Genomic DNA, 23,962 nt, shown 5'->3' with positions numbered 1-23,962 from the left:
GGACACCCGACCCTCCGGGCCGTAGGCCCGGGGCCCGAAGGGCCCCTTGGGGCCCCGACCACACGTCCCCCGTTTCCTGACTGCCGCCGACCCGCCGTCGTAGCGAAGCGGGTCAAGGTGGAGCGCCACCGACGCGCGAAGCGCTCGATGGCGACGACCTTGACGCGCGCAGCGGAGACGGCCACCATCAAGCGGCAGGAAACGGGGAAACCACCCGCACCCGCAGGCAACCACCCGCACCCAACAACAAACCCCAGCCCTCCCGAGCCCCACACCACCAGCACCCCGCCTCAACCCCCACCGGCGCGCGACCCCAGAGCACAGGTGTCAACCCAACCGAAGCAGCATCAAAGTTATTGACAGGTCGAACGCTGCTTGATGAAGCACTAGGCGATGGAGATCTCCACGCGGCGGTTCTGGGCACGACCCCCGGGGTTGTCGGCGCCAGCGATCTCATTGCGTGCCACAGGATCGTCGGCGCCGTACCCGGCGCTCTCGAAGCTGACTTCGGCGTCCGAGAGCGCCTCGCTCAGGAACTCCTCCACTGCCGCGGCGCGCTGCTCGGAGAGGTCCTGGTTGTAGGCGTCGCTCCCGAGGGAATCGGTGTGGCCGTCGATGGAAACGATCTCACCCTCGGCATCCTCGCGCAGGTCTTCGGCGGTCTCGGCGAGGCTCGCCTCGCCCTCGCTGGTGAGTACCGCCTCGTCGAATTCGAACAGCACGTCGGTGTTCTCGCCCGCGTCCACCGGGCGGTTTACCAGGGCCAGAAACGCGCCGAGAAGTATGGCGGCAGCCGCGCTGCGAGAGCCCTTTGACATGAGGAGAGATGATACCGCCAGGCCACGGAATGCGGGAATCAGAGCCGGGGGCACCCTGCAGCTGCTACTACCGGTCCTGGCACTCAGGGCCGATCCGCCGCGAAGTCGGACCTCACCCGACGCAACGAAGCGGGCGGCACCGCGCAGGTACCGCCCGCCCTTCTTCCGCTCCCCCGGGCTCACCACCCCCAACACTGAGAGGGTGCTGGGCGCGGGAGGCCTCCCACCAGCCAGGTGGGCACCTACCCGCAAGCCCGCGGCTCCAGCCACGGAGCGTTCACGGTCTCCGTCGCGCGGGGGATACGGGCCTCATCGTGCCCCGCCCGCGTTCAGCGGGCTGACCCGGAGGTCCTCGACCAGGGAGGTCGCACCCTCCGTGTAGAGGGTGGCGTCATGGGCGTCGGGGCCGGGGAAGACCAGTTCGGTGAGGGTGACGCGGCCCCCCGCCGCGAAGACCTCCACGGACGAGGAGTCCACGACCACGCGCAGGCCCAGGCTGCCGTTCTCGAGGGGGAGCGGGGCCGAACTGCGGCCGGGGAAGTCCTCGTGGAAGCCGGTGTCCCCGGACTCGGTGCGATCCACGAAGAGTTCCTCCGCGCCGGTGTCGTAGCCGATGACGGTGGCCTGGTCGCCGTCCTGGTGGACGCGCAGGCCCATGCTGTCGGCCTCTCCCGGGCGCAGGGTCAGCTCCACCTGGTAGGCCTGTCCGGGTTCGGGGGTGAGCAGGTCGACGCCGTGGGGCTCCACGGTGACCTCCGGGTGCTCCGTGACCGGCTCGCCCACGAGGTCGTCGACCTGGTGGGCCGGGTTCTGGACCAGCTGGGGGCGGCCGTCGACGGTCTTCAGCGCGAGCTCGCGCGGCAGGGCCATGGCGCCGCGCCAGGGCGACGTGGGGGTCTCCTCGGCGTAGTCCCAGTTGCTCATCCACGCCATGGTCACGCGGGCGCCGTCGGGGGTGTCGTTATAGGAGACGGCGGCGTAGTAGTCGCGGCCCCAGTCCAGCCAGTCGAAGTCGGCCAGGTCGTCGGAGTCGGCGAGGTGCTCCGGGGTGAAGGTCGTGCCGTCGAAGTCCCCGACGAAGTACTGCGCTCCGGACCCGCCCGCGACCGCGCCCGGGTTGAGGTTGACGATCATGACCCAGCGGGTGTCGTCGGGGGCGCCGTCCACGGGCAGCTCGAACAGGTCCGGCACCTCCCAGATGCCGTCCACGGCGTGCTCGGGACCGAAGTCGCTCATGAACTCCCAGTCGAGGAGGTCGTCGGAGCGGTACAGGTGGACGACGTGCTCCGTGGCCACGACCACGGCCATCACCCAGTAGCCCTCGCCGTCCTGCCCGTGCCAGAAGACCTTGGGGTCGCGGAAGTCGGGGTGGTCGATGTCCAGGACGGGGTTGCCTTCGTACTTGTCCCAGGTGAAGCCGCCGTCGGTGCTGTAGGCGAGGGACTGGGCCTGGATGCCGGGGTACTCGGAGGCGTCGGTGTAGTCGCTGGTGTAGACGGCCACCAGGGGCGGGTCGTCCGCGGTGCCCAGGCCGCTGGTGTTGTGCTCGTCGAAGACGATCCCGCCGGAGAAGATGTGCTCCTCTTCGGTGTAAGGGATGGCGACCGGGTGCTCGTCCCAGTGCACGAGGTCGGTGCTGGTGGCGTGCCCCCAGGACATGTTGCCCCAGCGGTCGCCCTCCGGGTTGTACTGGAAGTACAGGTGGTAGAGGCCGTCGTGGTACACGAGCCCGTTGGGGTCGTTGATCCAGTTCTCGGCGGGGGTGAAGTGCAGTTGGGGGCGCAGCCGTAGGGGTGCGGGCCGGGCAGCGGCCGGTCGGGCCGAGGGCAGGGACGCCGCGCCGAGCACGGCGGCTCCCGCCAGCGCCCCGCTCCCGGCGAGGAAGAGGCGTCGTCCGATGCGGCCTGGTTGGCGGTGAGTGGTCACAGTGGTCCTCCTCGTGGTCAACCGGTGGGGGTGCTGCCTTCGTGCTCATCGGCCAGGAGTTCGGCCAGGTCGGCCAGGATCCGGTCGTCGTCGGCGGTGAGTTCGACTTCGTCTCCGTGCGCGGCGCCCAGGGACATCAGCGCCAGGACGCTGGCGGCGTCGACGGGGTCCCCGGCAACGCCGTCGACGACCTTGGCGAGACGGACCGGGCCCTCGTGCTCGGCGGCGGCCCTGGCCAGGAGCGAGGCGGGGCGGGCGTGCAGCCCCACGGGGGAGGCGATGGTGACTCGGCGGTGCATGCGGTTTCCTCTCAGGGTTGTCTGGTCAGGCGTTGGCGGTGACGGGTTGTTCCTCGGGGACGCGTTCGCCTCGGGCGATGCTCTTCGCGAGCAGCACGGCGCCGGCGGAGACCGCGATCCCGGCCAGGATCGCGACGAGGTACAGCAGTGGCGCACTGACCAGTGGCAGGACGAACACTCCTCCGTGCGGGGCCATGAGGGTGCTGCCGAAGCCGATGGTCAGGGCACCCGCGGTCGCCGAACCCACGACGATGGAGGGGATGACACGCAGCGGGTCGACGGCGGCGAAGGGGATCACGCCCTCGGTGATGAAGGAGGCGCCGAGGAGCCAGGCCGGGCGGGAGCTGGCGTGTTCGGCGGGGCTGAACAGGGCGGGCTTGATCTTGGTGGCCAGCGCCATGGCGATGGGCGGGGTCATGCCTGCGGCCATCGCGGCGGCCATGATCGCCAACGCGGTCTCGCTGCCGGTGGTGAGTCCGCCGACGGCGAAGGTGTAGGCGACCTTGTTGACGGGCCCGCCCATGTCGACGGCCATCATGGCTCCGATGAGGCCGCCCAGAAGGATCGCGTTGGTCCCGGTCAGGCCGTTGAGCCAGGCGGTGATGGCGTGCATGGCCACGGCGATGGGTTCGCCCACGACCACGAACATCAGGGTGCCGACCACGGCCGTCCCGATGAGTGGCAGAACGAGCACCGGCATTACGCCGGAGACCGCGCGGGGCACGGGGATGAGGCGCAGGCCGGCGACGACCGCACCGGCGAGCAGGCCCCCGAGGAGTCCGCCGAGGAAGCCGGCCTCTACGGTCACGGCGGCGGCTCCGGCGACGAACCCGGGTGCGATGGCGGCCCGGTCGGCCATGGCGTAGGCGATGAAGCCCGCCAGTACCGGCACGAGGAAGTCCATGGCCAGGCCGCCGGTCTGGTTGGCCAGCGCGGCCCAGCTGGTGAGACTGAGCGCGTCGAAGTGCTCGGTGACCGAGGGTGCCTCGGTGATGTCATGGCCGCCCAGGGCGAAGCTGAGCGCGATGAGCAGGCCGCCGGCGGCAACGAACGGGATGACGTAGCTGACGCCGGTCATGAGCCACTGCTTGAGGTTGCTGCCGAAGCCTCCGGTGCCCGTGACCTTGGTCCCGGGGGCGGGGGTGTTCTCCCCCGGTGCGGCCGGTTCGGCGGTTTCCCCTTCCTTCCCGGCCCGGCCGGTGCCTGCGCCGTCAGCTTGTTCGGCGGCCTCGACCGCGCGTTCGAGGATGCCGGCGGCGTCGTTGACGGCCTGCTTGACGGTGACTTCGACGTACGGGATGCCCTCGAAGCGTTCGCGTCCCTGCACCCCGATGTCCGCGGCGAAAACGACGGCGTCGGCCGCTGCGAGGTCCGCGGCCGAGAGGGCGGAGGTGCCGGCCGACCCCTGGGTCTCGACGGAGACTTCGTGTCCGGCGGCGCGTCCGGCCTGTTCGAGGGCCTCGGCCGCCATGTAGGTGTGCGCGATTCCGGTGGGGCAGGACGTGACGGCGACGATCTTCACAGCGCCACCTCCGACCGTACGTAGTCGGCCACGCGGGCCGGGTCGTCGGCGCTCAGGAGGGTGCCGGTGAACTCGGCGCGCATGAGTCGGCGCGAGAGCTTGGCCAGCACGGTCATGTGGTCGGTGTCGCCGCCCTCGGGCGCGGCGATGAGGAAGATGAGTCGGGCGGGGCCGTCGTCGGCCCCGAAGTCCACGCCTTCGGCGCTGCGGCCGATCGCGAGGGTCGGTACGGTGACGGCTGCCGAGCGGCAGTGCGGGATTCCGATGCCTCCGGGAAGGCCCGTGGACATCTGCTGTTCGCGGGACTCCACGTCGGCGAGGAACCGCTCCAGGTCCGTGACCCGGCCGGCCCTGTGCAGGCGTTCGCCCAGGGAGCGGACGGCCTCGCGCCGGTCGGTGGAAGCCAGGTCGAGGTCGACCAGGTCGGTGGTGACGAGATCGGTCATGGTGTCGCTCCCGTAAGGGTGAGGGTGGTGTCGACTGCGGTGACGTGCACGGTTTCGATGCGCGGATCGTTAGGGCCCGGCATTCGGCTGCCCGGAAGGCCGACGGCGGCGGTTCCGTGGGCTACGGCTGCACGCAGGGCCTCGGGACCGGCACCGCCGGCGCCGAGGAACCCGGCGAGTAGGGCGTCACCGGCGCCCACGGTGCTCAGGACCGTGGTGGCGGGCCCCTGGGCGTGCCAGGCGCCGGCGTCCTCGACGAGGAGCGCCCCGTCGGCGCCGAGGCTGACCAGGACGGCGCCCACTCCTTGGCGGCGCAGCCCGTGGACGACGTCGAGGACGGAGCCGAGGGTGGGCAGGGGGCGCCCGGCGAGTTCGGCGAGTTCGTCGTGATTGGGTTTGACCAGGTCGGGGCGGGCGTCGACGGCTCGGGCCAGGGCGGTCCCGGAGGTGTCCACTGCGGTGCGCGCTCCCGCCCTGCGGCCGGCTTCGACGAGGTCGCCGTGCATGTGGTCCGGGCTGCCGGTGGGCAGGCTCCCGCAGGTGGCGAGCCAGTCGGCGCCTTTGGCCAGGGCGGCGGCGCGGTCCACGAGTTCGCGGGTCTCTCCGGGGGTGAGGGCGGTTCCGGGTTCGTTGACTTTGGTGGTGGTGCCGTCGGCCTCGACCACGGTGAGGTTGCTGCGGGTCGCGCCGTGCACGGGTACCTCGGCAACGGAGACCCGTTCCTGTTGGAGGAGTGCGCCCAGGCGTGCGCCTTCGGGGCCGCCGCAGGGCAGGAGGGCGATGGTGGGCCGCTCTGCGGCGGCCAGGACCCGGGCGACGTTGACGCCCTTCCCGCCGGGGTCGAGGTGGGTGTCCAGGCTGCGGTGGACCTCGCCCCGGTGGAGGGAGTGCACTGCGACCGTGCGGTCCAGGCTGGGGTTGGGGGTGACGGTGACGATCATGCGATCACCACGTCGGGCTCGGCTCCGGCGAGGGCCTTGCGGGCCTGCTCGTCGAGTCCGTCGTCGGTGACGACCACGTCCATCTCGTCCAGGTGGGCGAAGCGGCTGAACTGGTCGTCGCCGTACTTGGTGTGGTCGGCGAGGAGGACGCGGCGGCGGCAGGCGCGGACCATGGCGGCCTTGACGGCGGACTCGGCGGGGTCGGGGGTGGTGCAGCCGCGGTCGGTGGAGAAGCCGTTGGTCCCGAAGAATCCGACGTCGATGGTGAGGCCGTCCAGGACGTCCTGGGACCAGGCGCCCACGGAGGCCAGCGTGGTGGCCCGCACCCGGCCCCCGATGAGGTGGACTTCGCAGCCCTGGCGGGTCACGAGTTGCTGGGCGGTGGGGAGGGAGTTGGTGACGACGGTGAGGTCGCCACCGTCGATCATGTGCCCAGCCAGGCGGGCGGTGGTGGTGCCGCCATCGAGGAGGATGGTTCCGCGTCGGGGCAGTTGGGCGACCGCGGCCTTGGCGATGTGCTCCTTCTGCGCCTCGTTGGTCTGGTCGCGCAGGGTGACGCTGGGTTCGAAGTCCAGGCGTTCGACGGCGATCGCGCCGCCGTAGACCCGGCGGACCACACCCTGCCGTTCGAGGACACTGAGGTCCCGCCTGATCGTCTCCGGTGCCACGGCGAGTTCCTCAGAGGCCGACGAGACGTCGATGCGTCCGTCCCGGCTTGCCTTCTGCGCCAAAAGTTGTCGGCGCTCGGCCCCGTACATGCCCGATTCCCTCCGTTGTCCGGTTTGATGTTGACCAATTCTGCCTGGTGTTGCCATATTGTCAAGGATCGGTGAACGCTCGAAAAACACGGAGGCACCATGGCGAACGGTTCGCTCCCCCACCCGAGTTCAGTGCTGCACGGGGCTGGTGTGAGCCCCGGAACAGCAGCGGGGCCGATCGTGCGCGTCACCGAACGCCAGCCCGAACCGGCCGTCGGCCCGGCCCCGGACGAGCCCGCGGCCGAGGCGGCCCGCATCCGACCGGCCGCCGATACGGTCGCCCGGTCGCTTCGGGAGCGCACGGCGACCACCGAAGAGGCCGCGGCGGTGTTGGCGGCCACCGCCGAGATGGCCGCCGACCCCTCCCTGACCGCCAAGGCCGAGTCACTCGTGACCGAGAACCGACTGCCCGCGGAACGTGCCGTGCACGAGGCCGCGGACGGTTTCGCCGAGATGCTGAGGGCCGCCGGCGGACTCATGGCCGAACGGGTGCGCGACGTACTCGACGTGCGCGACCGGATCGTGGCCGAACTGCGCGGCACCAACCCGCCCGGGGTCCCCCACCTCACCGAACCGTGCGTCCTCCTGGCCCGGGACCTCGCCCCGGCCGACACCGCCGGCCTGGACCCGTCACTGGTACTGGCCCTGGTCACCCAGGAAGGGGGCCCGACCGGGCACACCGCCGTACTGGCCCGGGCGATGGGCATCCCCGCCGTGGTCGCGGTCCGCGGCCTGCTGGAGGACCCGGCCGAAGGCGCGGTCGTGGACGGCCTCACCGGGGAGGTCGCCCTCCACCGCCGTCCCGTGCCCGCGCGGGCCGTCGAAGCGGCGGACGTGGAATGGGACGGTACGGGACACACACGCGACGGGCACCCGGTGCGGGTCCTGGCCAACGTGGGTTCACCCGCCGACGCCCGGGCAGCGGCGGCCGGCGGAGCCGAGGGAGTGGGCCTCTTCCGCACCGAGTTCTGTTTCCTGAACGCGGCCGCGGAGCCCTCCGAGGCGGCCCAACGCGAGGCCTACCGCGCGGTGTTGGAACCTCTCGCGGGCCTGCCCGTCATCGTGCGCACGCTCGACGCGGGCGCCGACAAGCCGCTTCCGTTCCTGTCCATGGGCGAAGAGCCCAACCCCGCGCTGGGTGTGCGGGGGCTGCGGGTGGCCTTCGACCGGCCCGGGTTGCTGGAGCGCCAGCTGGCCGCGATCGCCGGCGCCGCGTCCGACACCGGAGCGCGGGTGAGTGTGATGGCGCCGATGGTGGCCACGGCTGCCGAGGCGCGCTGGTTCGCGGAACGGGCCCGCGCTGCCGGGTTGGACCGGGTAGGGGTGATGGTGGAGACCCCCGCGGCCGCGCTGGCCGGCCCCGCCCTGTTCGAGGCGGTGGACTTCGTCAGTGTGGGCACCAACGACCTGGCTCAGTACACGTTCGCCGCCGACCGGCTCAGCGGGGCCCTGGCCGAGCTCAACGACCCGTGGCAGCCGGCCCTGCTGCGGCTGGTGGCCGGTCTGGCCCGGGCCGGACGCGAGCACGGAGTACCGGTCGGCGTGTGCGGTGAGGCCGCCGCCGACCCGCACCTGGCAGGGGTGCTGGCGGGGACCGGGGTGGGCAGCCTGTCGATGTCCGCGACGGCTCTGGCCCCCGTGGGCGCCGCGCTCTCGGGCCACACCATGAAGGGCTTCGAACAGGCCGCACGGGCTGCGCTGGCGGCCGACTCCCCGCAGGAAGCGCGTGAGGCAGCGGCCCGGGAACTCGCCGCCGAGACCGAGGGCGGGGTCTGACCGGCACCGTGAACCGAGTGCGTAGATATGCCCTTATTTGTCCATTTTTGTCGCTGTCGGTGATGGCGACCGCCTGCAGCCTGCCGGGCGGGGACGAGGCACCGCCGACCGAGGAAACCGGGCCCGATGCCTACACCGAGGACCTGCGCCCGCAGTTCCACTACTCCCCCACCGAGGGGGACATGGCCGACCCCAACGGGCTGGTCTACCACGCGGGCGAATACCACCTCTTCCACCAGCAGTGGGGCACGTGGGCCCACGCCGTCAGCCCCGACATGGTGCACTGGGAGGAGCTGCCGACCGCGTTGGAGCACGACGAGCTGGGCCAGGCTCTCTCGGGCAGCGCGGTGGTCGACCACCACAACACCAGCGGCCTCTTCCCGGACGGGGAGGGCGGCATCGTGGCGGCCTACACCAACACCGAGGGCGGCGAGGCGCAGAGCATCGCCCACAGCACCGACGGCGGCCGCACGTTCGAGCGCCACGAAGGCAACCCCGTCGTACCCAACGACGGCCGTGAGGACTTCCGCGACCCGCAGGTGTTCTGGCACGACCAGAGCGAGTCCTGGATCATGGTCGTGGCCACCGGATCGGCGGTAGAGATCTTCGGCTCCCCCGACCTCCTGGAGTGGGACAAACTCTCGGAGTTCGGCCAAGATCAAGGGCTGCAGACAGCCGTGTGGGAGTGCCCGGAGCTGTTCGAGCTGCCCGTTGAGGGAGACCCCGAACGCACCGAGTGGGTGCTCGCGGTCAGCGTCGGCGCCTCCGAGGAGACCGGGGGCTCCACCGCGCAGTACTTCGTGGGCGACTTCGACGGGGAGTCCTTCACCAGCCACGACCCTCCCGAACGAGAGCGGATCGTCGACGCCGGTCAGGACTTCTACGCCGCGCAGAGCTTCGCCGAAGCTCCCGACGACCGCCGTGTGTGGCTCGGCTGGGTCGGCAACTGGGCCCACCCCTACGCCGCCCCCACCGAAGGGTGGACCAACCACATGAGCGTGCCGCGCGAACTGTCGCTGCGCCCCACCGGTGAGGGCGACCTGGAACTCGCGCAGAAGCCGGTCCCCGAACTCGACGAGCTGCGCGGGGACCCGGTACACGTGCCCGAAGGCGAAATCGACGGGCTCCGCCCGGTGGACTTCGAGGGGCGCAGTTTCGAGTTCGAGGCCGAGATCGACCTGGGCGGGGCCGAAGAGGCGGGCCTGAGGGTCTTCGACGGAGAGGCCTCCGGTCAGGAGTCGTGGTTCGCGGTGGGGGCCAACACCGAACACGGCGAGTTCGTGATGGACCGCGCCAACGGCGGCCCGCAGACGCTGTACGACCCTGAACTGGAGGAGGTCGACTTCGGGGTACGGCGCTCCTGGGACCACGAGCCGCAGGACGGGGTCCTGCGCATGCGCGGCTACGTGGACGAGTCCTCCGTGGAGGTCTTCGTCGACGACGGTTCACTCACGGGGACCATGCTCGCCTACCCCGACCCTGGCGACGACGGGATCACGCTCTACAGTTCCGGGGGCAGGGCTCACCTGGAGTCCCTGACGATCCATCCCATGGGGCAGATCCGCTGACTGCACGCTCACGCTCCCCAGAGCAGCACGGGATAGGCGGATAAGAAGGACTTGATGTGGAGGTTCAGGGGTCCAGCGGCCATGTTGCGCGGCCCCCGACGAACACGCTGGGTACCCATAGGCGATAGCTCTCCAGGCGACGAAGCTACGTGGTAGCGACCTCGCCATGGGAGTGATACCAGGTCAGGCAATGTGAGAGCCGACGAGGGGACTTGAACCCCTAACCTATCGCTTACAAGGCGATAACTCATTGGGGCACATCCGACCTGCGAAAACGCCGCTCTCAAAGGGGATGGACAACCCTCAGGCGAAATCTGTTTTCAGCTTAGGCTTCCGTTCCTGTTCCCGCAAGCGATTCAAATAATGCCTGTGGACAGACTACCCGAAAAACAGTTATCGCCTATTCTGCCCAGCACGAAAAAGAAAGGGCCCTGGGCGACGCCCAGGGCCCCGATGCGTGAAGGGTCAGCTCCCCCAGCGGAATGCCCGCTCCTTCGTCCTGACGGCCTCCGGGATGGCCACCACCCGGTAGAAGGCCTGGCCGATCCGCTTCTCACACACGAAGTGCGCCCCCTCCCACCGCGGAGCCACCCCCATGAGTGCGGCCAGTCGCTCCACCTCGCCCTCCTTGTGCCCATCGCAGCCCTCGGGGAAGTAGGTGAGCTCCACCTTGGCCATCTCTCCCACCGGCAGGTGCGGGTTGGCCTCCATAAAGACCACCATCGCCCGCATATCCTCCAGGAGCCCTCGACGCTCCACCTGGTCGGCCACCTGCACCGCCGACCCCTCGGCCTCGGCACAGCTGGTCCAGACCCGGGACACGCCGTGGTGGCCGTCAGAGCGCACCGAGTACATCCGCCTCTGGTGCTGGCACCGCCGCATCTCGTCCAACCGCCGCATGGGATCGCCTCCTCGCTGAGAAAAGTCCTTCACCCCGTAAAGAAGCCATCGGCCCCCTCGATTTGGACGCCCTCCAGCGAAAAACCTCCAGGAGCCCCCCGCACTCACCCCAGCCCTCATAGAGATCTCAAGAAGAGAAGAGATCTATGTCGGGTTTCTGACAAACATCCGCAAACCCTTACCCCACAGGGGATGTCAGCGCCTGCCAGCCCCACACACCAACGACCCCCCGACGACCCCCGCCGCCACCTCATGTGCCTTCGGATCCCGACCCACCCTTGACCGAACACACACCCACCCATGGGCCGACTTCCTAGCCCGGCGTTATCCACAAGCGCTGCAAAACCAGAATCAATTGCTGCATGATGAGAAGTGTCTGGCCGCGGGGGTCACAGCCCATAGCCAGGACCAGTTGAGAACTCAAGAGAGGAATAGCGCATGCACGCCTTCGAGGAGCGCTTCGCCTGCATCAGGAGGGTCCTGCACGGCCTCTACGCCACCCTGGCCGATCGGCTCGCCGCACTGCCCCTGCCCATCGCACTCCCGCCCCTGGGCAATGAGCCCGAGGAACACATGGCGGTCCTGGATGCCCTGGAGGGCACGATGGACCTGCTGCGGGAGATGCCGCTGCAGAACGGCCAGCGCGCCCGGCTCTGCGCCGCGGCCGTGGAGTGGAACACCCTCTACGAACTGGTGGCCACTCTCGAGGAGTGCGGCCACACCAAGCTTCGGCTGATCTCCGCCGAGATCTGCTCCGCACGCATCGCGCACTTCATCCAGAACTACGACCACCAGGAAGCCAGCACCAAGCCCCAAGCCTCCTAGAGACCCCGATCAGCCCCGGGCCACCAGGTCCGGGGCTTTGCTATGCCATCCACCCGCACGCCGGGCACACTATGAAGGGCCGACGCTTTCCCCGAGCGAGCCCGGGGGTCACAGAGCGCCGACCCTCACCAGTTGAGACCCCGAAGAGAGGCCCAGTCCATGGTAGACCGGCCGGGCGTGACCGTTCCAGAGATCGCCCGCCGCTACGGCCGCAGCCCGCACACCGTGAGCAAGGAATGGACCCGCGCAAAGGGCTTTCCCTCCCCCACCGGCCGACGAGGACGGTACCTCGAGTACGACCACACCGCCGTCCACACCTGGGTCCAAGCCAACCTCAAGGCCGACACCACCCTGCCCATCCACACCGGCCCACCCGAAGAACTCCTCACCAAAGCCGAAATCGCAGCCGAGTCCGGCCTCTCCCCCAGCACCATCCGCTCCGACCTCTCCCGTGGCCGCCTCACCCCCAAGCACGGCGACACTCAAAAAGACGGAGTCCCCCTCTGGCGCCGAGGCATCATCTCCCGCCAACTGTCCCAGCGCCGCCAACACGGGTCTTCGAAGTTAATGGGGGTGGGCCTCTCGTCGACTCCGGCGGGTGGTTGCACAGCGTGACCGGAGCCGTTGGTTGGCCCGGTTCCGGAAACCGAAGGCATTGCGGGCCTCCAGCTTGATGAGGTGGTTGTTGCCCTCGGAGGCGGCGTTGGTGATCCCGGTGGCCAGGTGGGCCTCGATGCCGTCCCACCACTGCTCGACGGTCTGGACCAGGATGCGGAGTTCGGGCAGGTGCGCATGGTCGGCGACGTGGGAGAGGAAGCGGTAGCGGGCCGCGCTGATCGCGGAGCGATCGGGACTCACGCGGGTACGGCTTACGGCCAGGCCCAGCAGATCGCGTAGGAGTTCCTTGGCCTGCCAGGCGGCGTAGATCTGTCGGCCGTAGGTGCCCATGTGCTCCAACGTCACCTGCAGGAAGGTGCGTTGGTCGGCGCTGAGTTCTTCGGCGTTGCGGCGCAAGAGCCTGCGCACGGCATAGACGGCATCACCCCTGTGAGCCCGGCGCCCGTACTGCTTCCATGTCAGGCGCCGGCGTAGGTCGGCGAGGCGGCGCTGGGCGAGTTGGACGAGGTGGAAGCAGTCGTCGACCATCCGCGCGTGGGGCAGAGCTTGGTTGATCGCGGTGCGGAAAGGGGCGCACAGGTCGATGGCTACGTGGCGCACCTGCGCGCGCCAGGCGGCGGGCTGGGCCAGGTGCCCGTCGGCCACCGGGGCCGCGCCCGCGTCCCTCGACCTGGCCGAACAGGCCCTGCCCGCCGATGGCGTCGACGAACCCGATATGCCAGGCATCGGCCACCAGTTCACATGTGTGGGTGTGCGGGTTCTGTTGCCAGACCGGCTTGCCGCGGCGGGTCTCGTCGATCCCGATCGCCTCGGTGTGGGGTGGGTCCTCGGGCAGGAGGCGGGCGGCGTAGTCAGTGAAACAGCGCCAGGTGGTGGGCCAGGATAGGCCCAGGTCGCGTCGGGCCCGGACCACGGTGCGGCCGGTGTCACAGGCCGCGGCCCCGGCCGCGTCGCGCAGGGCGGTGGTGGTACGCATCCGGGCGGGCACTGCCGGGATCGCCTCGGTGAAAGAGCCGCGGGTGTACACATCTGCAGTGCAGTACCAGCGGGCTTTGCGCCAGCGGATGCGCACCGCTGTGCTGCCGCGGGACAGATGCCTGGGGGTGGTGGTGCGGTAGTCCTTGCGCCGGGTGGCCAGCATCCCGCAGGAGGGGCAGGCCTGTGCGCAGTCGTCGCTGGTGACGGTGTAGACCGTCGATTGGCCTGCACTGTCGGCTTTGAAGTGGGTCACACTAGCCCCCTCGAGCCCGAGTAGGAGTGTTGCCGCGTCAGGGTTGAGGGATCGTCTGTGTTCAAGCCCGTGGGTTTTCGTTTTGGTTGCTTCGACAACAGCCATGATCACGAAGACCTGCGGGCTTCTTGCATCCGGGGCGCCTGCCCCCGACTGCCTCACACAGCGTGACCGGAAAGCCCGCCTGTCACCGCCCCACCCCCATTAACTTCGAAGACCCGCTAAGCCGAAATCGAACTCGACATTGAGTTCACGTTTCGGTACCTGGCGGAGGCAACCTGTACGATGAATACGTGATCGATGAATGGGTCCCCTTCGGACTGAGCCAGGACGATGCCGAGCAGTACAGGGTGTTGGTAGACGGAGTACCGAGACCGCTACGTGAGCCGATTGTTGCGTGGTTCGAGCATATCTTGTCGCATGCGAAGTTCGATCGACTACGCAACGATCGAAGTCGACATTTGGAGATGCTTACGGGCATTGAAATGGGGGTACGTGAGAACGCCTACCGCAAGTGGAGCGAATACACGAGTATCTTGCGCAGGATGGACGATCGAACCTTGCTCCGGGTAGTGGACGCAACACTCTCAGTGGAGTGGCACGGAACTCGGACAACGGATCTGGACTATGCACTTAGGCTCTGCCGTTCCAAATGGATGATAGGCACACGCATGGGCAAGCCCGGTCTGGTGGCGCGCGAGCCGGAGGGTGTGCAAGACATAGTCGAGGCGACGATCAGTTCCTCGGGCACTTCCGGACAGATTCTCGCGCGTGCCTGGAGTAAAGTGCACGCCTTCACATCTGACTTTCCGGGTGCGTACGCCGACGCGGTCCGTGCTGTCGAAACAGCGGCCCAGCCCCTGGTCGAGCCAAACAACCTGGAGGCCACGCTCGGCAGCATGGCGTCGGTGATGCAGAATCACGGCGACTGGCGGTTGCCACTCCGCGAGCACCAGCACTCGCCGACTGCCACGATGCTGGTCGACATGCTGCGCACCCTGTACAGGGGCCAGGTGGACCGTCACGGCAAGGACGACTATCGGGACGTAAACCAAGAGGAGGCGCGAGCCGGAGTCGCGCTTGCCGCCACGCTGGTGTCATGGTTCGCCTCGGGAAACGTCCAGCGCCGGGGCAAGATCTGAGTTGATATTGCCATCCGTGCCATACAAACTCGGCTGTCGAACGCAACCACGACTTTTCACACCTGGGGCCGCCTCTGGTGTCTTGAGCTAGTGCACCATCCCACTGACACACAACACCCGAATGAAATGGTTCTAGCACTGCGAGATTGACAGCTAGCGCCCCCTGCACATCAATGCCTCCATAACTCTCGGAGTAAAACTGATCGAGCTTTATCCCGAAGCAACCAGGGAGTTCAAGAGCTTCTTCGCGGACTCGCTGGGGCGTGCTCGCATCGTTTGGAGCTGGTCGCAGAGTTCCTGGTATGTGCGCTGGACCGCGTCCGAGCGACCCATGGCTGCGTGGGCTTTCATGAGTTCCAGATAGACGGCCTCGTTGAGGTCGTCGGACCTACGCGCTCGCTCCAGCCAGATGATGGCTTCTTCCTGGTCGTCAGTGGCCTTGGCCAGGCTGACGAAGCAGTCCGCTGCGCGACGGCGGTAGTACTGGCGTTTCTCTTCAATCCAGGGGAAGTCAGCTTCCGTGAGCAGGACAGCCCGGTATTCGGCCGCGGCGGAACGCAACGCACGGTGGCGCTCGCCCTCTTCTTTGGTTGCTGCCACGGCTCCCAGGGCCGCATCGAAGCGCCATACGTCGACATCAACAACCTCCATGGCCAGCTGGTAGCGGCCGGATCGGACGTCGATGATCTCCGCTTCGGCGTCGTTCAGTGATTCCCGCACGGTGCCCCGAGCACTCGAGCAGGCGGTGTTGCGTAGCTGCCTGGCCTGGCGCTCGGTCACCTCGGGGAACAGCGCGTCGGTGAGGGCTTCCGTCCCCACACCTTCAGGATGGAGAGCGAGGTAGGCGATGACCCGTCGTGCCGAGGAGCGCATCGCTGAACCGATGTCCGTGCCTTGGTAGGTGATCTTCGGTTGTGGTGCGAACAACTGCACGCTGATCTTGTTCGGGTCCTCGGCTGCCGGTGCGGGCTCCGGGGTTGGGGATATTGCATGCTCGGCGGCAGACTCCCGACTACCGGGCTCGTCCGGGGGTGGCGGTTTCTCCTCGGTGGGACCGAATTGGGCGGCGAAGGTGTCCTGGTCGATGTGCAGCAGGCGAAGGTCTTCGTGGGTGCTGCGGGTGCCGTCGGCAGCGATGGACTCGGCCCGGTCGAAGGACTCACAGCCCACCGAAGGGAAGGCTTCCTCTTCATCGAGCACCAGAACCAGAATGCTGTCGTCCTTGTTCGTGGCGAGCGAGGCCAGTCGGTCACTCACCAGGGCGTTCGCGGGTGCCTCCACAAGGAGCAGGGCGCAGTTCGGAGCATCGCGACGGGCTCCGGTGATGTAGGCCAGTTCCGCTTCGGTGATCGCGGAAGCCGTGTCCGCGCACTGGGTCAGTCCTTCAGCGCGGGGCCGTTCGGGAGCTCCGGCTCTGGTGAGCAGGTTCCGGGTGGTGATGACCCGGACGTCTGGTTCGGCCAGGGCGCGGCCGATGATCGAGGCGCACACCCCGACGGCGTGCTTACCGGTGATCCCCAATCCGTCGCAGGCGTTGACGCTCAGGGTGTCGGCGATGCGGACGCGTCCGTCCGGGGTGACCAGTGGACCGTCACTGTCACGCGTGACGGCCAGCGGGGTCCCGACCTCGGGCTCGGAAGTCCCTGCGTCTGCGGGTTCGTCGGCTTCGGGTTCGGTCTTCGGAAGTGCTTTCCTGTGGCGCCGTCCAGGGGCTGTCAGCCTGCCCGCGACCATCCCTGCGGCTCCTCCTGCCACTGCTCCGGCGAGGAGTGCTCCTCCGGAGAATCCGCTGTCCTGTTGGTCGGCGGTCAGGTCGTGGTCAGCCTCCGCGTGGTCGCTGTCAGCCGGAGCCTCTGGCTCGGGCTGCTGCTTGGTGGAGAGGGTGTAGGAGATCTCGGCTCGGCGGTCGGCTGAGGGGCCGAGTTCGGGGTGGTTGCGGGGCTGTTCGGAACCGGCTCCGGCAGCGGTGATGTCCCATCCTTCGCCGAGGTGTTCGGCGAGGTGTGTGGCGACTTCCTCGGCGCGGTGGTGGGACAGGCTCTTGTTGTACTCGGGGTCTCCGACAGTGTCGGCGTGCCCGGTCACGACCACCGGCTCGTTCGGGTCGCCGAAGAGTTGGAGCAGCTCGATGGTGGGTGTGAGCTCTTCGGCCATCTCGGGGGTGAGCTGTGCGGCGTCGAAGCCGAACCCGCTCAGGATGCGGGTGCGCTCCAGAACCGGCGGGGACTGCGCGGTGTCAGCCTCTTGTGGGCCTTCGGTGAGCTCGGTGTCAGCCGCTGCCACCGCGGCCGCAGCCGGGGTGGACACTGCGGCTGAAGTGCCTAGCGCGCCGGTCAGGACCAGGCGCAGTAGGGCGATGCGGGGCAGGTGCCCTCTGAACAGGGCGACCGTGTCGACCGCCACCAGCACCGTGAACAGTCCCCAGAGAGCCCAGAGCGCGGTGAGCACCAAGGTGTGGCCGACTGTGGGTGGCAGGGTGAGGCTGAGCAGGGACAGCCGGACGTAATCCCAGGTGAGGTCCTCGCTGAGCGGCCAACCATGCCTTGCCAGCAGGATCGGTGGGCCGATCAGTAGTAGCGCGGTGGCCCCGATGCCCAGGACCGCTCTCATCGGTTGGTGCATGCGTCCCCCTTGTTCCTCACGGTGTGTGGGCCAGGGCCGATGCCCTCGCCGCGATGTCGGTGTCGCCGAGTGGGGCCAGGAGGGTCGGGCTGTAGGAGCTGGTGAGGGTGACCGTGACGGTGTCGGTGTCTACATGGACGAGTGCTCTGGTTCCGCCGTTGCGGGCGTGCCGCTGCGCGGCTGCTCGGGCTGAGGGTTGGTTGAGCGCGAGCTGTCCGTCTCGGAGGTGTTCGGCGTCGAGTTCCTGGGCGCCTGCTCGGGCGGCCTCGTGGGCGAGGGTGGTCAGCTGGGACTTGGTCCTGAGCATCTGGGCGCCGTCGTAGACCAGGCCGAGGCAGGCGATGAGGGCGGCGGCGATACCGAGGACGAAGGCGGTGGCGTGTCCGGAGTCGCTGTTGGGCGGGGGCATCAGCGGGCCTCTTCCCGGTGGGTGTCCATCACGGAGGTGGCGGTACCGGTGACCTGCCGCGTCGGGTCGAGCCCGAGTGCGCCGAATTCGCTCCGTTCGCTGGTGCAGGTGACGGCGGCCCGGAACGAGGCCTTGGCCCCTGTACCTGTTCGGTCGAGGGTGACGCGCGGGTTCTGGCAAGCGCTCCCCCATCCGCCGACGCTCTCGGCCACGGCCTGCTCGGCCGCGTTCTGGGCGTGGTGCAAGTCCTGGTGCACGGAGGCCGCGCGTGCTGCGGAGTGTGCCAGGGAGTCCACGGCCAAGGCGGCGGCGAAGTTCCTGCCGACGAAGGCGATCAGTAGCAGGAAGGCCAGCAGGAGCGGGGCCACCAGGATGAGTTCGGCTGAGGCCCCGCCCTTGTCGCGTTGCGTTGCTGAGTTCCCCGCCATCAGCGGGCCTCGGTGGGCGGCTGCTCGATCGGTCCGCTCAGTGAAGCGCTCACGGTCGGGGTGAAGCCGGGGATCAAGCTGATGGATACGGCCTCCACTCGGGCGTGCGCTGTACCGTCGCGCCGTTCGACGTGGACCCGCAGATCTTCGAGAACCCTGCCACCCAGACCCTCGGCGAACGCTTCGCCCCGCATCCGCCCCTCTCTAGCGCTGCCCTCGAACACACGGCCCGCTGCCAGTGCCTCTGCGGCCGCAGCCTGAGCCCGGTGCTGGGCGTGTGCCCACAGTCCGTACTGGACCAGGCCGATGAGCATGGCGAACAACAGGGGGAGCGCGACGAGCATGTCCGCTGACCCCCGGTCGTCCCGAAGCTCCTCCTGCTTCACAGGTCGATGCCCAGGTCGATGGACTGGGCCGCGTCCACCAGGAGCGGGACGATGATGGCGCCGACCGCGGTGGCTGCGCCGATGGCGATGGCCAGGGTCAGTACGTATTCGGTGATGCTGGCGCCCCGGTCGTCCCGGGCCTTATCCGACCGGTCCCCCAGCGCGAGACTGGTCAGTGCTCGGTAGGCCTTTCCCATGTGCAGCGTCCTTTCGGTGGTGTCGTGGTTCAGAATCCGGAGGTCACGTGGGCCACGGCCGGGATGCCCATGAGCAGGAGCACTCCGAGGACCAGGAGTAGAACCGGCAGGCTCATCCGTTCAGTGGCGGCTCCGGCTTCGGCTTCCAGGGCGGAGAGTTGGTGGGTGCGCAGGCTCTTGGCCTTGGCGGTGACCGAGGCGCGGACCCGGGCGCCGTCGGTTCCAGCCAGGCGGATGGAGGCGGCGAGTTCGTCGAGCTCGGGGACGCCGGTGCGTTGGGCGAGGTCGCTGAGTGCGTCCCAGGGCGGGCGGGTGCGCAGGTGTGCTTCGTTCAGGCTGCGCCGTACCTGGGTGAAGGCGGGGCCGGTTCCCTGGCGGGTCGCGGCGGTGAGTGCTCCGGAGGCTCCGGCGCCTCCGGCCAGGGCGACGCCGACCAGGTCGGCGATGGCCGAGGTGACCGTGCGCAGTTCGGCGCGGCGGCGCTCTGCCCGGTGGCGCAGCACCAGGTCCGGGGTGATCAGGAACAGGGCCAGTGAGCTCAGGGCTAGGAGCAGGGCGATGCCCGGTGAGAGTCCCGAGGCGTCGGGGACGGACGCGCCGACCACGCAGGCGAAGGCTGCGGCTCCTCCGAGGGCGGCGAGGATCTTCTCCCGGAGGTAGGAGTCAGTGTCGCGGTCGCAGACGGCCAGGTCCTGTCGGCATCGTGACGTGGGCCAACCGAGGTGGCCGAGCAGGGCTCCGCTGGTCTGGGTGAGCTGCTCCTTCCACCCTTGGTGTTGCCGTTGGGCAGGGTCTTCGTCAGCGGGTGGGGGCAGCAGCTCGTGGAGGCCGGGTTTGCGCGCGGTCGCCAGGAGCGCCCACAGTCCGACGCTGGTGACGGCACCGGCGAGGGTCGCGAGGAACACGTTCATACCGCGGCCTCCCCGGGCTGGGGTTTGAGCAGCCGCACCTGGCGTGGCGGATTGGACAGCCGCACCAGCCACCACAGGGCCCCAGCCCACAGAGCTCCCACCAGGGCGAGTGTCACCTGGCCCAGGGCGGTACCCAAGGGCGCGAAGAAGGCGCCGTTGAACACGCCCATGCCGACCACCATGACCAGGGAGGCGCCAATGATGATCCGTACCGAGGTGCGGGTCTGGGCGCGGGCGTCGGAGGTGCGGTTGAGCATGGAGGCACGATCGCGGGCGGCCTCGGCCAGGTTGCCGAGCAGGGGACCCAGGTCGGCGGCGTGCCGGTGGCTGGCCATGGACAGTGCCACGACCACGAGGTCGGCCGTTTCGTTGTCGACCCGGTGGGCGAAGTCGGCCAATGCTTGGCGCAGCTCCGTGCCTTCGGTGAGGTCGCGGGCGAGCAACTCCACGTCGGGGCGGATCGGTGCGGGGGCGATGGGCAGGGAGGCGCCGACGGCCTGGCGCAGGCCCGAGGCAGCGGAGATGAGGTCGCGCAGCTGTTCGGTCCAGCCCGCGACCGCTTCGATCTTGGCGACCTCGGCTTTGGCTGCCTGGTTCGGCGCCAGAACCGCGGGAAGCCACCAAGCAGCGCAGCCTGCCAGGACGGCGGCGACCGGCCAGCCGGTGACGGCCCAGGTGAGGACACCGACCGTGCCCACCATCGCGGACCTGAACAGCATCTGGCGCGGAACCCGTGCTCGGCCCTTCAGGCGTTCGGCGGATGTTCGCCAGAACGGGGCCAGCAGGACCAGGCCCAGGCCGAAAGCCGCACCACCCGCGCCCGCCAACACCACCGTGGTCATCGCATGCCCCCGAACAGGACCGCCGGGTCGAACCCGACCCGTTCGAGTTTGGTCACGTACTGCGGACTGAGCCCGGTGATGAAGCCTTCCTCCGGTGAGTAGATCTCGTTGGTCACCACTCGGGGGCCTTCTGACCCGACCACCTCGCGGATGCTCGCGACCCTGCGCACGCCGTCGGTACCGGTGTCGATGTGGACGGCCAAGTGCACGGCAGAGCCGATGAGGATCGCGCTCTCTTCCAGCGACAGGCGTTCGCGGGCTTGGGCGGCGTAGGTCGCGAGCTTGGTCATGATCTGCGCCGAGGAGGAGGCGTGCACGGTGGCCATGGAGCCGTCGGTGCCCATGCTCATCGCGTGGAGCAGGGCGACGGTCTCCTGTCCCCGGGTCTCGCCGACGATGACGCGCTCCGGTGACATCCGCAGGGCCTGGCGGACCAGGTCGGCGAGGCTGATCTCCCCGGCTCCCTCGGTGTTGGCGGGCCTGCCCTGCAGGGCCAGGCATTCGAGCCCGTCGTCGGTGTCCAGGCCCAGTTCGAAGGCGTCCTCGATGGAGACGATGAACTCCGAGGAGGGCACGCACTGGGCCAGGGCTCGGAGCAACGTGGTCTTCCCTGATCCGGTGGCACCGCCGATGATCAGGTTCAACCGGGCTCGAACGGCTGCTGTGAGCAGGGCGCGCACGGGCTTGGTGAGCATGCCGGAGCGGACGAGTTCGGTCAGGGTCAGTGCGCGTTCGGGGTGGCGGCGGATGACCACGGCCGGGCGCCGGGACACCCCCATCACCGCGGACAGCCGCACCCCTTCGGCCAGTTCCATGGACAGCAGCGGGGCGGACAGGTCGAAGCGGCGCTCGCCTCCCGGAGCCTGTCCTGCCAGCCTCTGCACCAGGGCGATCAGCTCGTCATCGGAGGTGGCGACGGGTGGTCGCTCCTCTTGCCGCCCGTCGCCGAAGTCGACCTTCACTCGGGTGCCGACGATGCGGATGTCGCGGATCCCGGGTTCGGCGAGCAAGGATTCCAGCGGTCCCAGTCCGCACACCCGCGCCAGGGCCCTGGCGTGTACCCACTGCTCTTCCTGCTGGGTCAGGGCTCGCGCCTGCCCGGTGAGCGCTCGGCAGGCGTAGTCCTCCAACAGCGCGGTCAGCACCGCGTCAGCCTGGGTGCGGCGCTGGACTGCGTCACCGGCGGTGTTATCGGCTGACGCGCGGCTGACCAGTTCGTCCGTGGCCCGGTCCGCCAAGTGCTGGGCGAGCTCTTCCACGTGTTCGGAAACGTGCACCACACTCATGCCGCTCGAGCCCCCCGCAAGTAGGAGCGGACGGTGGCCGTGTCGGTCACCTGGTCGTCGATGTGGTCGGCCATCCGGCGCGCTGTGGCCAGCAAGGGCATCCATTCGACGGCTTCGGGGTCTTGGCGGGTATACGACCAGGCCGAGAGGTGTTCGCGCCAGGTTCGCGGGTCGGCGCCTTCGCCGCGCAGAAAGGCCGCACCGGTCGTGTCATCGGGGACCACCCCCCAGACCGGGTAGCCGGTCGCGTCCTCGATCTGGGACTCGGGGAAGCGGCTCACCTGCACGGCAAGCCCTACCTGAACACCTTGGTCGGCGAGGGCGTCGAGGACGTCGCGGCATCGAGCGACCCGGTGGATCTGGGCGGCGTCCCTCCCGGAGACAGCCAGGACCACGGCGTCGGCCACGGTCAGCAGGTGTGCCCCAGCGGTTCCGGGCATGACCCGGCCCACGTCCAGCACAGCCAGTCCTCCGGCCAGGACCTGCGGACGCTGGGCGAGCGCAGTGACCACGGCGGCGGCCTCGTGCGCGGTGGGAGGTGCCACCAGCACTCGAAGGCCGCCCGGCAGCTCGGTCGCGTGCCGGAGCAGGGGGCGCGTGTCCCCGCTGTCCTCGCTGACAGCGGCCAATCCTGCTGCGGTGCGGGTGGACGCGGCGAGTGCGACCGCCCCCGGCCGACCGTTGAGGCGGTGCCACGCGGCGAGGTCCCCGCCGCTGACGTCGGTCTCCACCATGACCGGGACGGTCAAGGGCCCGGTGGGCCATACCGCCGTCAACGCTGTGGCCAGCGTGGTGACCCCCGGTGCTCCTGACAACGAACACACCGCGACGATCATCTTCTCCCCCGTTGTTCTCGTGGTTCTACTGTTCGGCCATCAGCACCAGGCGCAGGTCTTCGACCGCGACGGCCCGCGCGAGTGCCTGCGCATCGTCGGCGTCGACCAGCAGCTCGATCACCCGCGTGCCGCTGAGTTCGCCCTCCTGGCCCAGCGAGTGCAACCGGACAGCGAGCGGATCGCTGTCCTCGGCGAAGACGAGCAGCGGTGCGCCCTCGCTGGCGGAGTCGGGCAGCACCCCGGGCTGGGTCTCCAAGGAAACGACCGCGGTACCGGACCCGGGCCAGGCCGCGTCGTCGGCGAGCATGGAGGACGTCACCACCGCGCCGGCGGGAATCGGTACCGCGGTGTGGCTGCCGACCACCTCGTCCGGGTGCACGAGATCCAGGTCTTCGACCCCGTGGGCGTGCACCACGCGCACGTCGGATTCGGTGAGCGCCTCACCCGAGGCCAGTTCGGCGGAGGCCACCAGGAGAGGGACCGATGGCTCCTCATACGCTGCGGCCCAGGCGGCGACGACTGCGCCGAGCAGGGTGACGGTCACCCCGGCCAAGGGCTTCTTCCACCTGCGACGGCGGTCCGGGGAAAGGCGGGAGCGAACTGAACTCTTCCGATCGGCTTTGTCCGGATTGAGAACGGTGGGTGTCATGTCGCCCTTCGAGGGTTGGAGGGTGTGTCAGCTTTCGTTGACGAGCGCGTGGACCTCGGTCACCCGCACCGAGGTGGTCGCGCTGGTCGTCAGGTCGTCCAGGGATCCGCCGCCAGCGGCAGTGGTCGACCAGCGCACGGACCAGACCACATCCACCGAGACGGGGAAGCGGCCACCCGGCTCCCCCTTGGAGGCGCGGGTGTAGGTGTGGCCGCAGTCCGGCGAGGAATCGTCGGCATCGTGGGAGTCCGGAGCGAAGACGGTTCCGGGACCTGCGCAGTCCACAACGGTCCCGTCGCCCATGTCCCACCGGGCTGTGGTGGGTGTAGCTATGACGGTCACCGAGCCCGCGGACACCGAGGCTGTAGCGCTCACCGGTTCCCAAGAGTCCGCGTCCACCCAGAGCCACAGGGGGAAACGGATCACCGTCGGGGTGCCGGGCGCCGGCGATGAGCCCGGTGTGGGGGAAGGCAGCGCCATCTCCGCTCGGGCTTGCTCAGCGACCGTTCGCGGATCGACTACGGGGGTTTCGGTGGGCCCAGATGGCGACAAGGTCCCGACCGAACAACTCTGCACCGCGGAGTTCGCGCGATCGGCTTCCCGCCGCTGGCTGCACCCCGAACGGG

General features: G+C 69.1%; 25 protein-coding genes and 1 pseudogene. 5 read left to right on the top strand and 21 right to left on the bottom strand.

Going from position 1 to position 23,962, the window contains the following annotated elements:
* Positions 1–386: 386 nt before the first annotated feature.
* The 7 genes from ACYVD1_RS15570 to ACYVD1_RS15540 form a co-directional block, all read right to left on the bottom strand.
* Complete coding sequence (locus ACYVD1_RS15570) at positions 387–818, bottom strand: OmpA family protein (RefSeq protein ID WP_460756013.1); 432 nt, start codon at positions 816–818, stop codon at positions 387–389.
* A gap of 309 nt (positions 819–1,127) precedes the next feature.
* Positions 1,128–2,744, bottom strand: a complete 1,617-nt coding sequence (locus tag ACYVD1_RS15565) for a glycoside hydrolase family 32 protein (RefSeq protein WP_460772669.1) — start codon at positions 2,742–2,744, stop codon at positions 1,128–1,130.
* Positions 2,745–2,761: 17 nt separating this feature from the next.
* Entirely contained in the window at positions 2,762–3,043 is a 282-nt protein-coding gene (locus tag ACYVD1_RS15560) for an HPr family phosphocarrier protein (RefSeq protein ID WP_460756006.1), read from the bottom strand.
* A 25-nt stretch (positions 3,044–3,068) separates the two neighbouring features.
* Positions 3,069–4,565, bottom strand: coding sequence for a PTS fructose transporter subunit IIC (locus ACYVD1_RS15555; RefSeq protein WP_460772667.1), 1,497 nt, complete (start codon positions 4,563–4,565; stop codon positions 3,069–3,071).
* Positions 4,562–5,011: a PTS sugar transporter subunit IIA gene (locus ACYVD1_RS15550; RefSeq protein WP_460772664.1), complete on the bottom strand. Its 450-nt coding sequence runs from the start codon at positions 5,009–5,011 to the stop codon at positions 4,562–4,564. Before ACYVD1_RS15550 ends, ACYVD1_RS15555 begins: the two co-directional genes overlap by 4 nt.
* On the bottom strand, positions 5,008–5,952 hold the full coding sequence (gene pfkB, locus ACYVD1_RS15545; protein WP_460772662.1) for a 1-phosphofructokinase: 945 nt from the start codon (positions 5,950–5,952) through the stop codon (positions 5,008–5,010). Before pfkB ends, ACYVD1_RS15550 begins: the two co-directional genes overlap by 4 nt.
* A complete protein-coding gene (locus ACYVD1_RS15540; RefSeq protein WP_460755991.1) occupies positions 5,949–6,710 on the bottom strand; it encodes a DeoR/GlpR family DNA-binding transcription regulator in 762 nt (253 codons plus the stop codon). Before ACYVD1_RS15540 ends, pfkB begins: the two co-directional genes overlap by 4 nt.
* 99 nt (positions 6,711–6,809) lie before the next feature.
* On the opposite strand from ACYVD1_RS15540, the gene ACYVD1_RS15535 reads away from it, so the two are divergent.
* Both ACYVD1_RS15535 and ACYVD1_RS15530 read left to right on the top strand, forming a co-directional pair.
* Entirely contained in the window at positions 6,810–8,486 is a 1,677-nt protein-coding gene (locus tag ACYVD1_RS15535; protein ID WP_460755988.1) for a putative PEP-binding protein, read from the top strand.
* 62 nt (positions 8,487–8,548) lie between these two features.
* Positions 8,549–10,054 carry a glycoside hydrolase family 32 protein gene (locus ACYVD1_RS15530; RefSeq protein WP_460755985.1) on the top strand — a complete coding sequence of 502 codons (1,506 nt, stop codon included), beginning with the start codon at positions 8,549–8,551 and terminating at the stop codon, positions 10,052–10,054.
* Between the two features lie 465 nt (positions 10,055–10,519).
* Here ACYVD1_RS15530 and ACYVD1_RS15525 read toward each other — a convergent pair whose 3' ends face one another.
* Entirely contained in the window at positions 10,520–10,954 is a 435-nt protein-coding gene (locus ACYVD1_RS15525; protein WP_460755982.1) for a hypothetical protein, read from the bottom strand.
* 438 nt (positions 10,955–11,392) lie between these two features.
* Here ACYVD1_RS15525 and ACYVD1_RS15520 point away from each other — a divergent pair, with 438 nt between their 5' ends.
* The gene (locus ACYVD1_RS15520) at positions 11,393–11,779 is read left to right on the top strand and encodes a hypothetical protein (RefSeq protein ID WP_460755979.1); all 387 of its coding nucleotides are present in this window, start codon (positions 11,393–11,395) and stop codon (positions 11,777–11,779) included.
* 177 nt (positions 11,780–11,956) lie between these two features.
* Positions 11,957–12,394: a hypothetical protein gene (locus tag ACYVD1_RS15515; protein WP_460755975.1), complete on the top strand. Its 438-nt coding sequence runs from the start codon at positions 11,957–11,959 to the stop codon at positions 12,392–12,394.
* Here ACYVD1_RS15515 and ACYVD1_RS15510 read toward each other — a convergent pair.
* Together ACYVD1_RS15510 and ACYVD1_RS15505 are read right to left on the bottom strand one after the other, a co-directional pair.
* The gene (locus ACYVD1_RS15510) at positions 12,344–13,123 is read right to left on the bottom strand and encodes an ISL3 family transposase (protein ID WP_460755971.1); all 780 of its coding nucleotides are present in this window, start codon (positions 13,121–13,123) and stop codon (positions 12,344–12,346) included. The genes ACYVD1_RS15515 and ACYVD1_RS15510 overlap by 51 nt on opposite strands.
* Before the next feature lie 178 nt (positions 13,124–13,301).
* Positions 13,302–13,538: pseudogene (locus ACYVD1_RS15505) on the bottom strand (ISL3 family transposase); the annotation flags it as partial.
* Positions 13,539–13,921: 383 nt separating this feature from the next.
* Here ACYVD1_RS15505 and ACYVD1_RS15500 point away from each other — a divergent pair.
* Positions 13,922–14,770, top strand: a complete 849-nt coding sequence (locus ACYVD1_RS15500) for a hypothetical protein (protein ID WP_460755967.1) — start codon at positions 13,922–13,924, stop codon at positions 14,768–14,770.
* A 210-nt stretch (positions 14,771–14,980) separates the two neighbouring features.
* Here ACYVD1_RS15500 and ACYVD1_RS15495 read toward each other — a convergent pair whose 3' ends face one another.
* From ACYVD1_RS15495 to ACYVD1_RS15445, 11 genes are all read right to left on the bottom strand, one after another.
* Complete coding sequence (locus tag ACYVD1_RS15495) at positions 14,981–17,392, bottom strand: OmpA family protein (protein WP_460759109.1); 2,412 nt, start codon at positions 17,390–17,392, stop codon at positions 14,981–14,983.
* Positions 17,393–17,408: 16 nt separating this feature from the next.
* On the bottom strand, positions 17,409–17,801 hold the full coding sequence (locus ACYVD1_RS15490) for a pilus assembly protein TadG-related protein (RefSeq protein WP_460759105.1): 393 nt from the start codon (positions 17,799–17,801) through the stop codon (positions 17,409–17,411).
* A complete protein-coding gene (locus ACYVD1_RS15485) occupies positions 17,801–18,229 on the bottom strand; it encodes a TadE/TadG family type IV pilus assembly protein (protein ID WP_460759101.1) in 429 nt (142 codons plus the stop codon). The genes ACYVD1_RS15490 and ACYVD1_RS15485 overlap by 1 nt, the downstream gene beginning before the upstream one ends.
* Entirely contained in the window at positions 18,229–18,615 is a 387-nt protein-coding gene (locus ACYVD1_RS15480) for a TadE/TadG family type IV pilus assembly protein (protein WP_460759096.1), read from the bottom strand. Before ACYVD1_RS15480 ends, ACYVD1_RS15485 begins: the two co-directional genes overlap by 1 nt.
* Positions 18,612–18,812, bottom strand: a complete 201-nt coding sequence (locus tag ACYVD1_RS15475) for a hypothetical protein (RefSeq protein WP_460759092.1) — start codon at positions 18,810–18,812, stop codon at positions 18,612–18,614. The genes ACYVD1_RS15480 and ACYVD1_RS15475 overlap by 4 nt, the downstream gene beginning before the upstream one ends.
* Positions 18,813–18,841: 29 nt before the next feature.
* Complete coding sequence (locus ACYVD1_RS15470) at positions 18,842–19,723, bottom strand: type II secretion system F family protein (protein WP_460759087.1); 882 nt, start codon at positions 19,721–19,723, stop codon at positions 18,842–18,844.
* Positions 19,720–20,565, bottom strand: a complete 846-nt coding sequence (locus ACYVD1_RS15465) for a type II secretion system F family protein (RefSeq protein WP_460759083.1) — start codon at positions 20,563–20,565, stop codon at positions 19,720–19,722. The genes ACYVD1_RS15470 and ACYVD1_RS15465 overlap by 4 nt, the downstream gene beginning before the upstream one ends.
* On the bottom strand, positions 20,562–21,851 hold the full coding sequence (locus ACYVD1_RS15460; protein ID WP_460759079.1) for a CpaF family protein: 1,290 nt from the start codon (positions 21,849–21,851) through the stop codon (positions 20,562–20,564). The genes ACYVD1_RS15465 and ACYVD1_RS15460 overlap by 4 nt, the downstream gene beginning before the upstream one ends.
* Positions 21,848–22,585 (bottom strand): hypothetical protein, encoded by a 738-nt coding sequence (locus ACYVD1_RS15455; RefSeq protein WP_460759076.1) that lies wholly within the window; start codon positions 22,583–22,585, stop codon positions 21,848–21,850. The genes ACYVD1_RS15460 and ACYVD1_RS15455 overlap by 4 nt, the downstream gene beginning before the upstream one ends.
* A gap of 127 nt (positions 22,586–22,712) precedes the next feature.
* Positions 22,713–23,231 (bottom strand): SAF domain-containing protein, encoded by a 519-nt coding sequence (locus ACYVD1_RS15450; protein WP_460759125.1) that lies wholly within the window; start codon positions 23,229–23,231, stop codon positions 22,713–22,715.
* Between the two features lie 132 nt (positions 23,232–23,363).
* On the bottom strand, positions 23,364–23,711 hold the full coding sequence (locus ACYVD1_RS15445) for a hypothetical protein (protein WP_460759073.1): 348 nt from the start codon (positions 23,709–23,711) through the stop codon (positions 23,364–23,366).
* Positions 23,712–23,962 lie beyond the last annotated feature (251 nt).

The organism is Nocardiopsis nanhaiensis (genome assembly GCF_054778635.1).
Note: the sequence above shows the minus strand (reverse complement) of the source record. Positions and strands in the feature narration are given on the sequence as shown.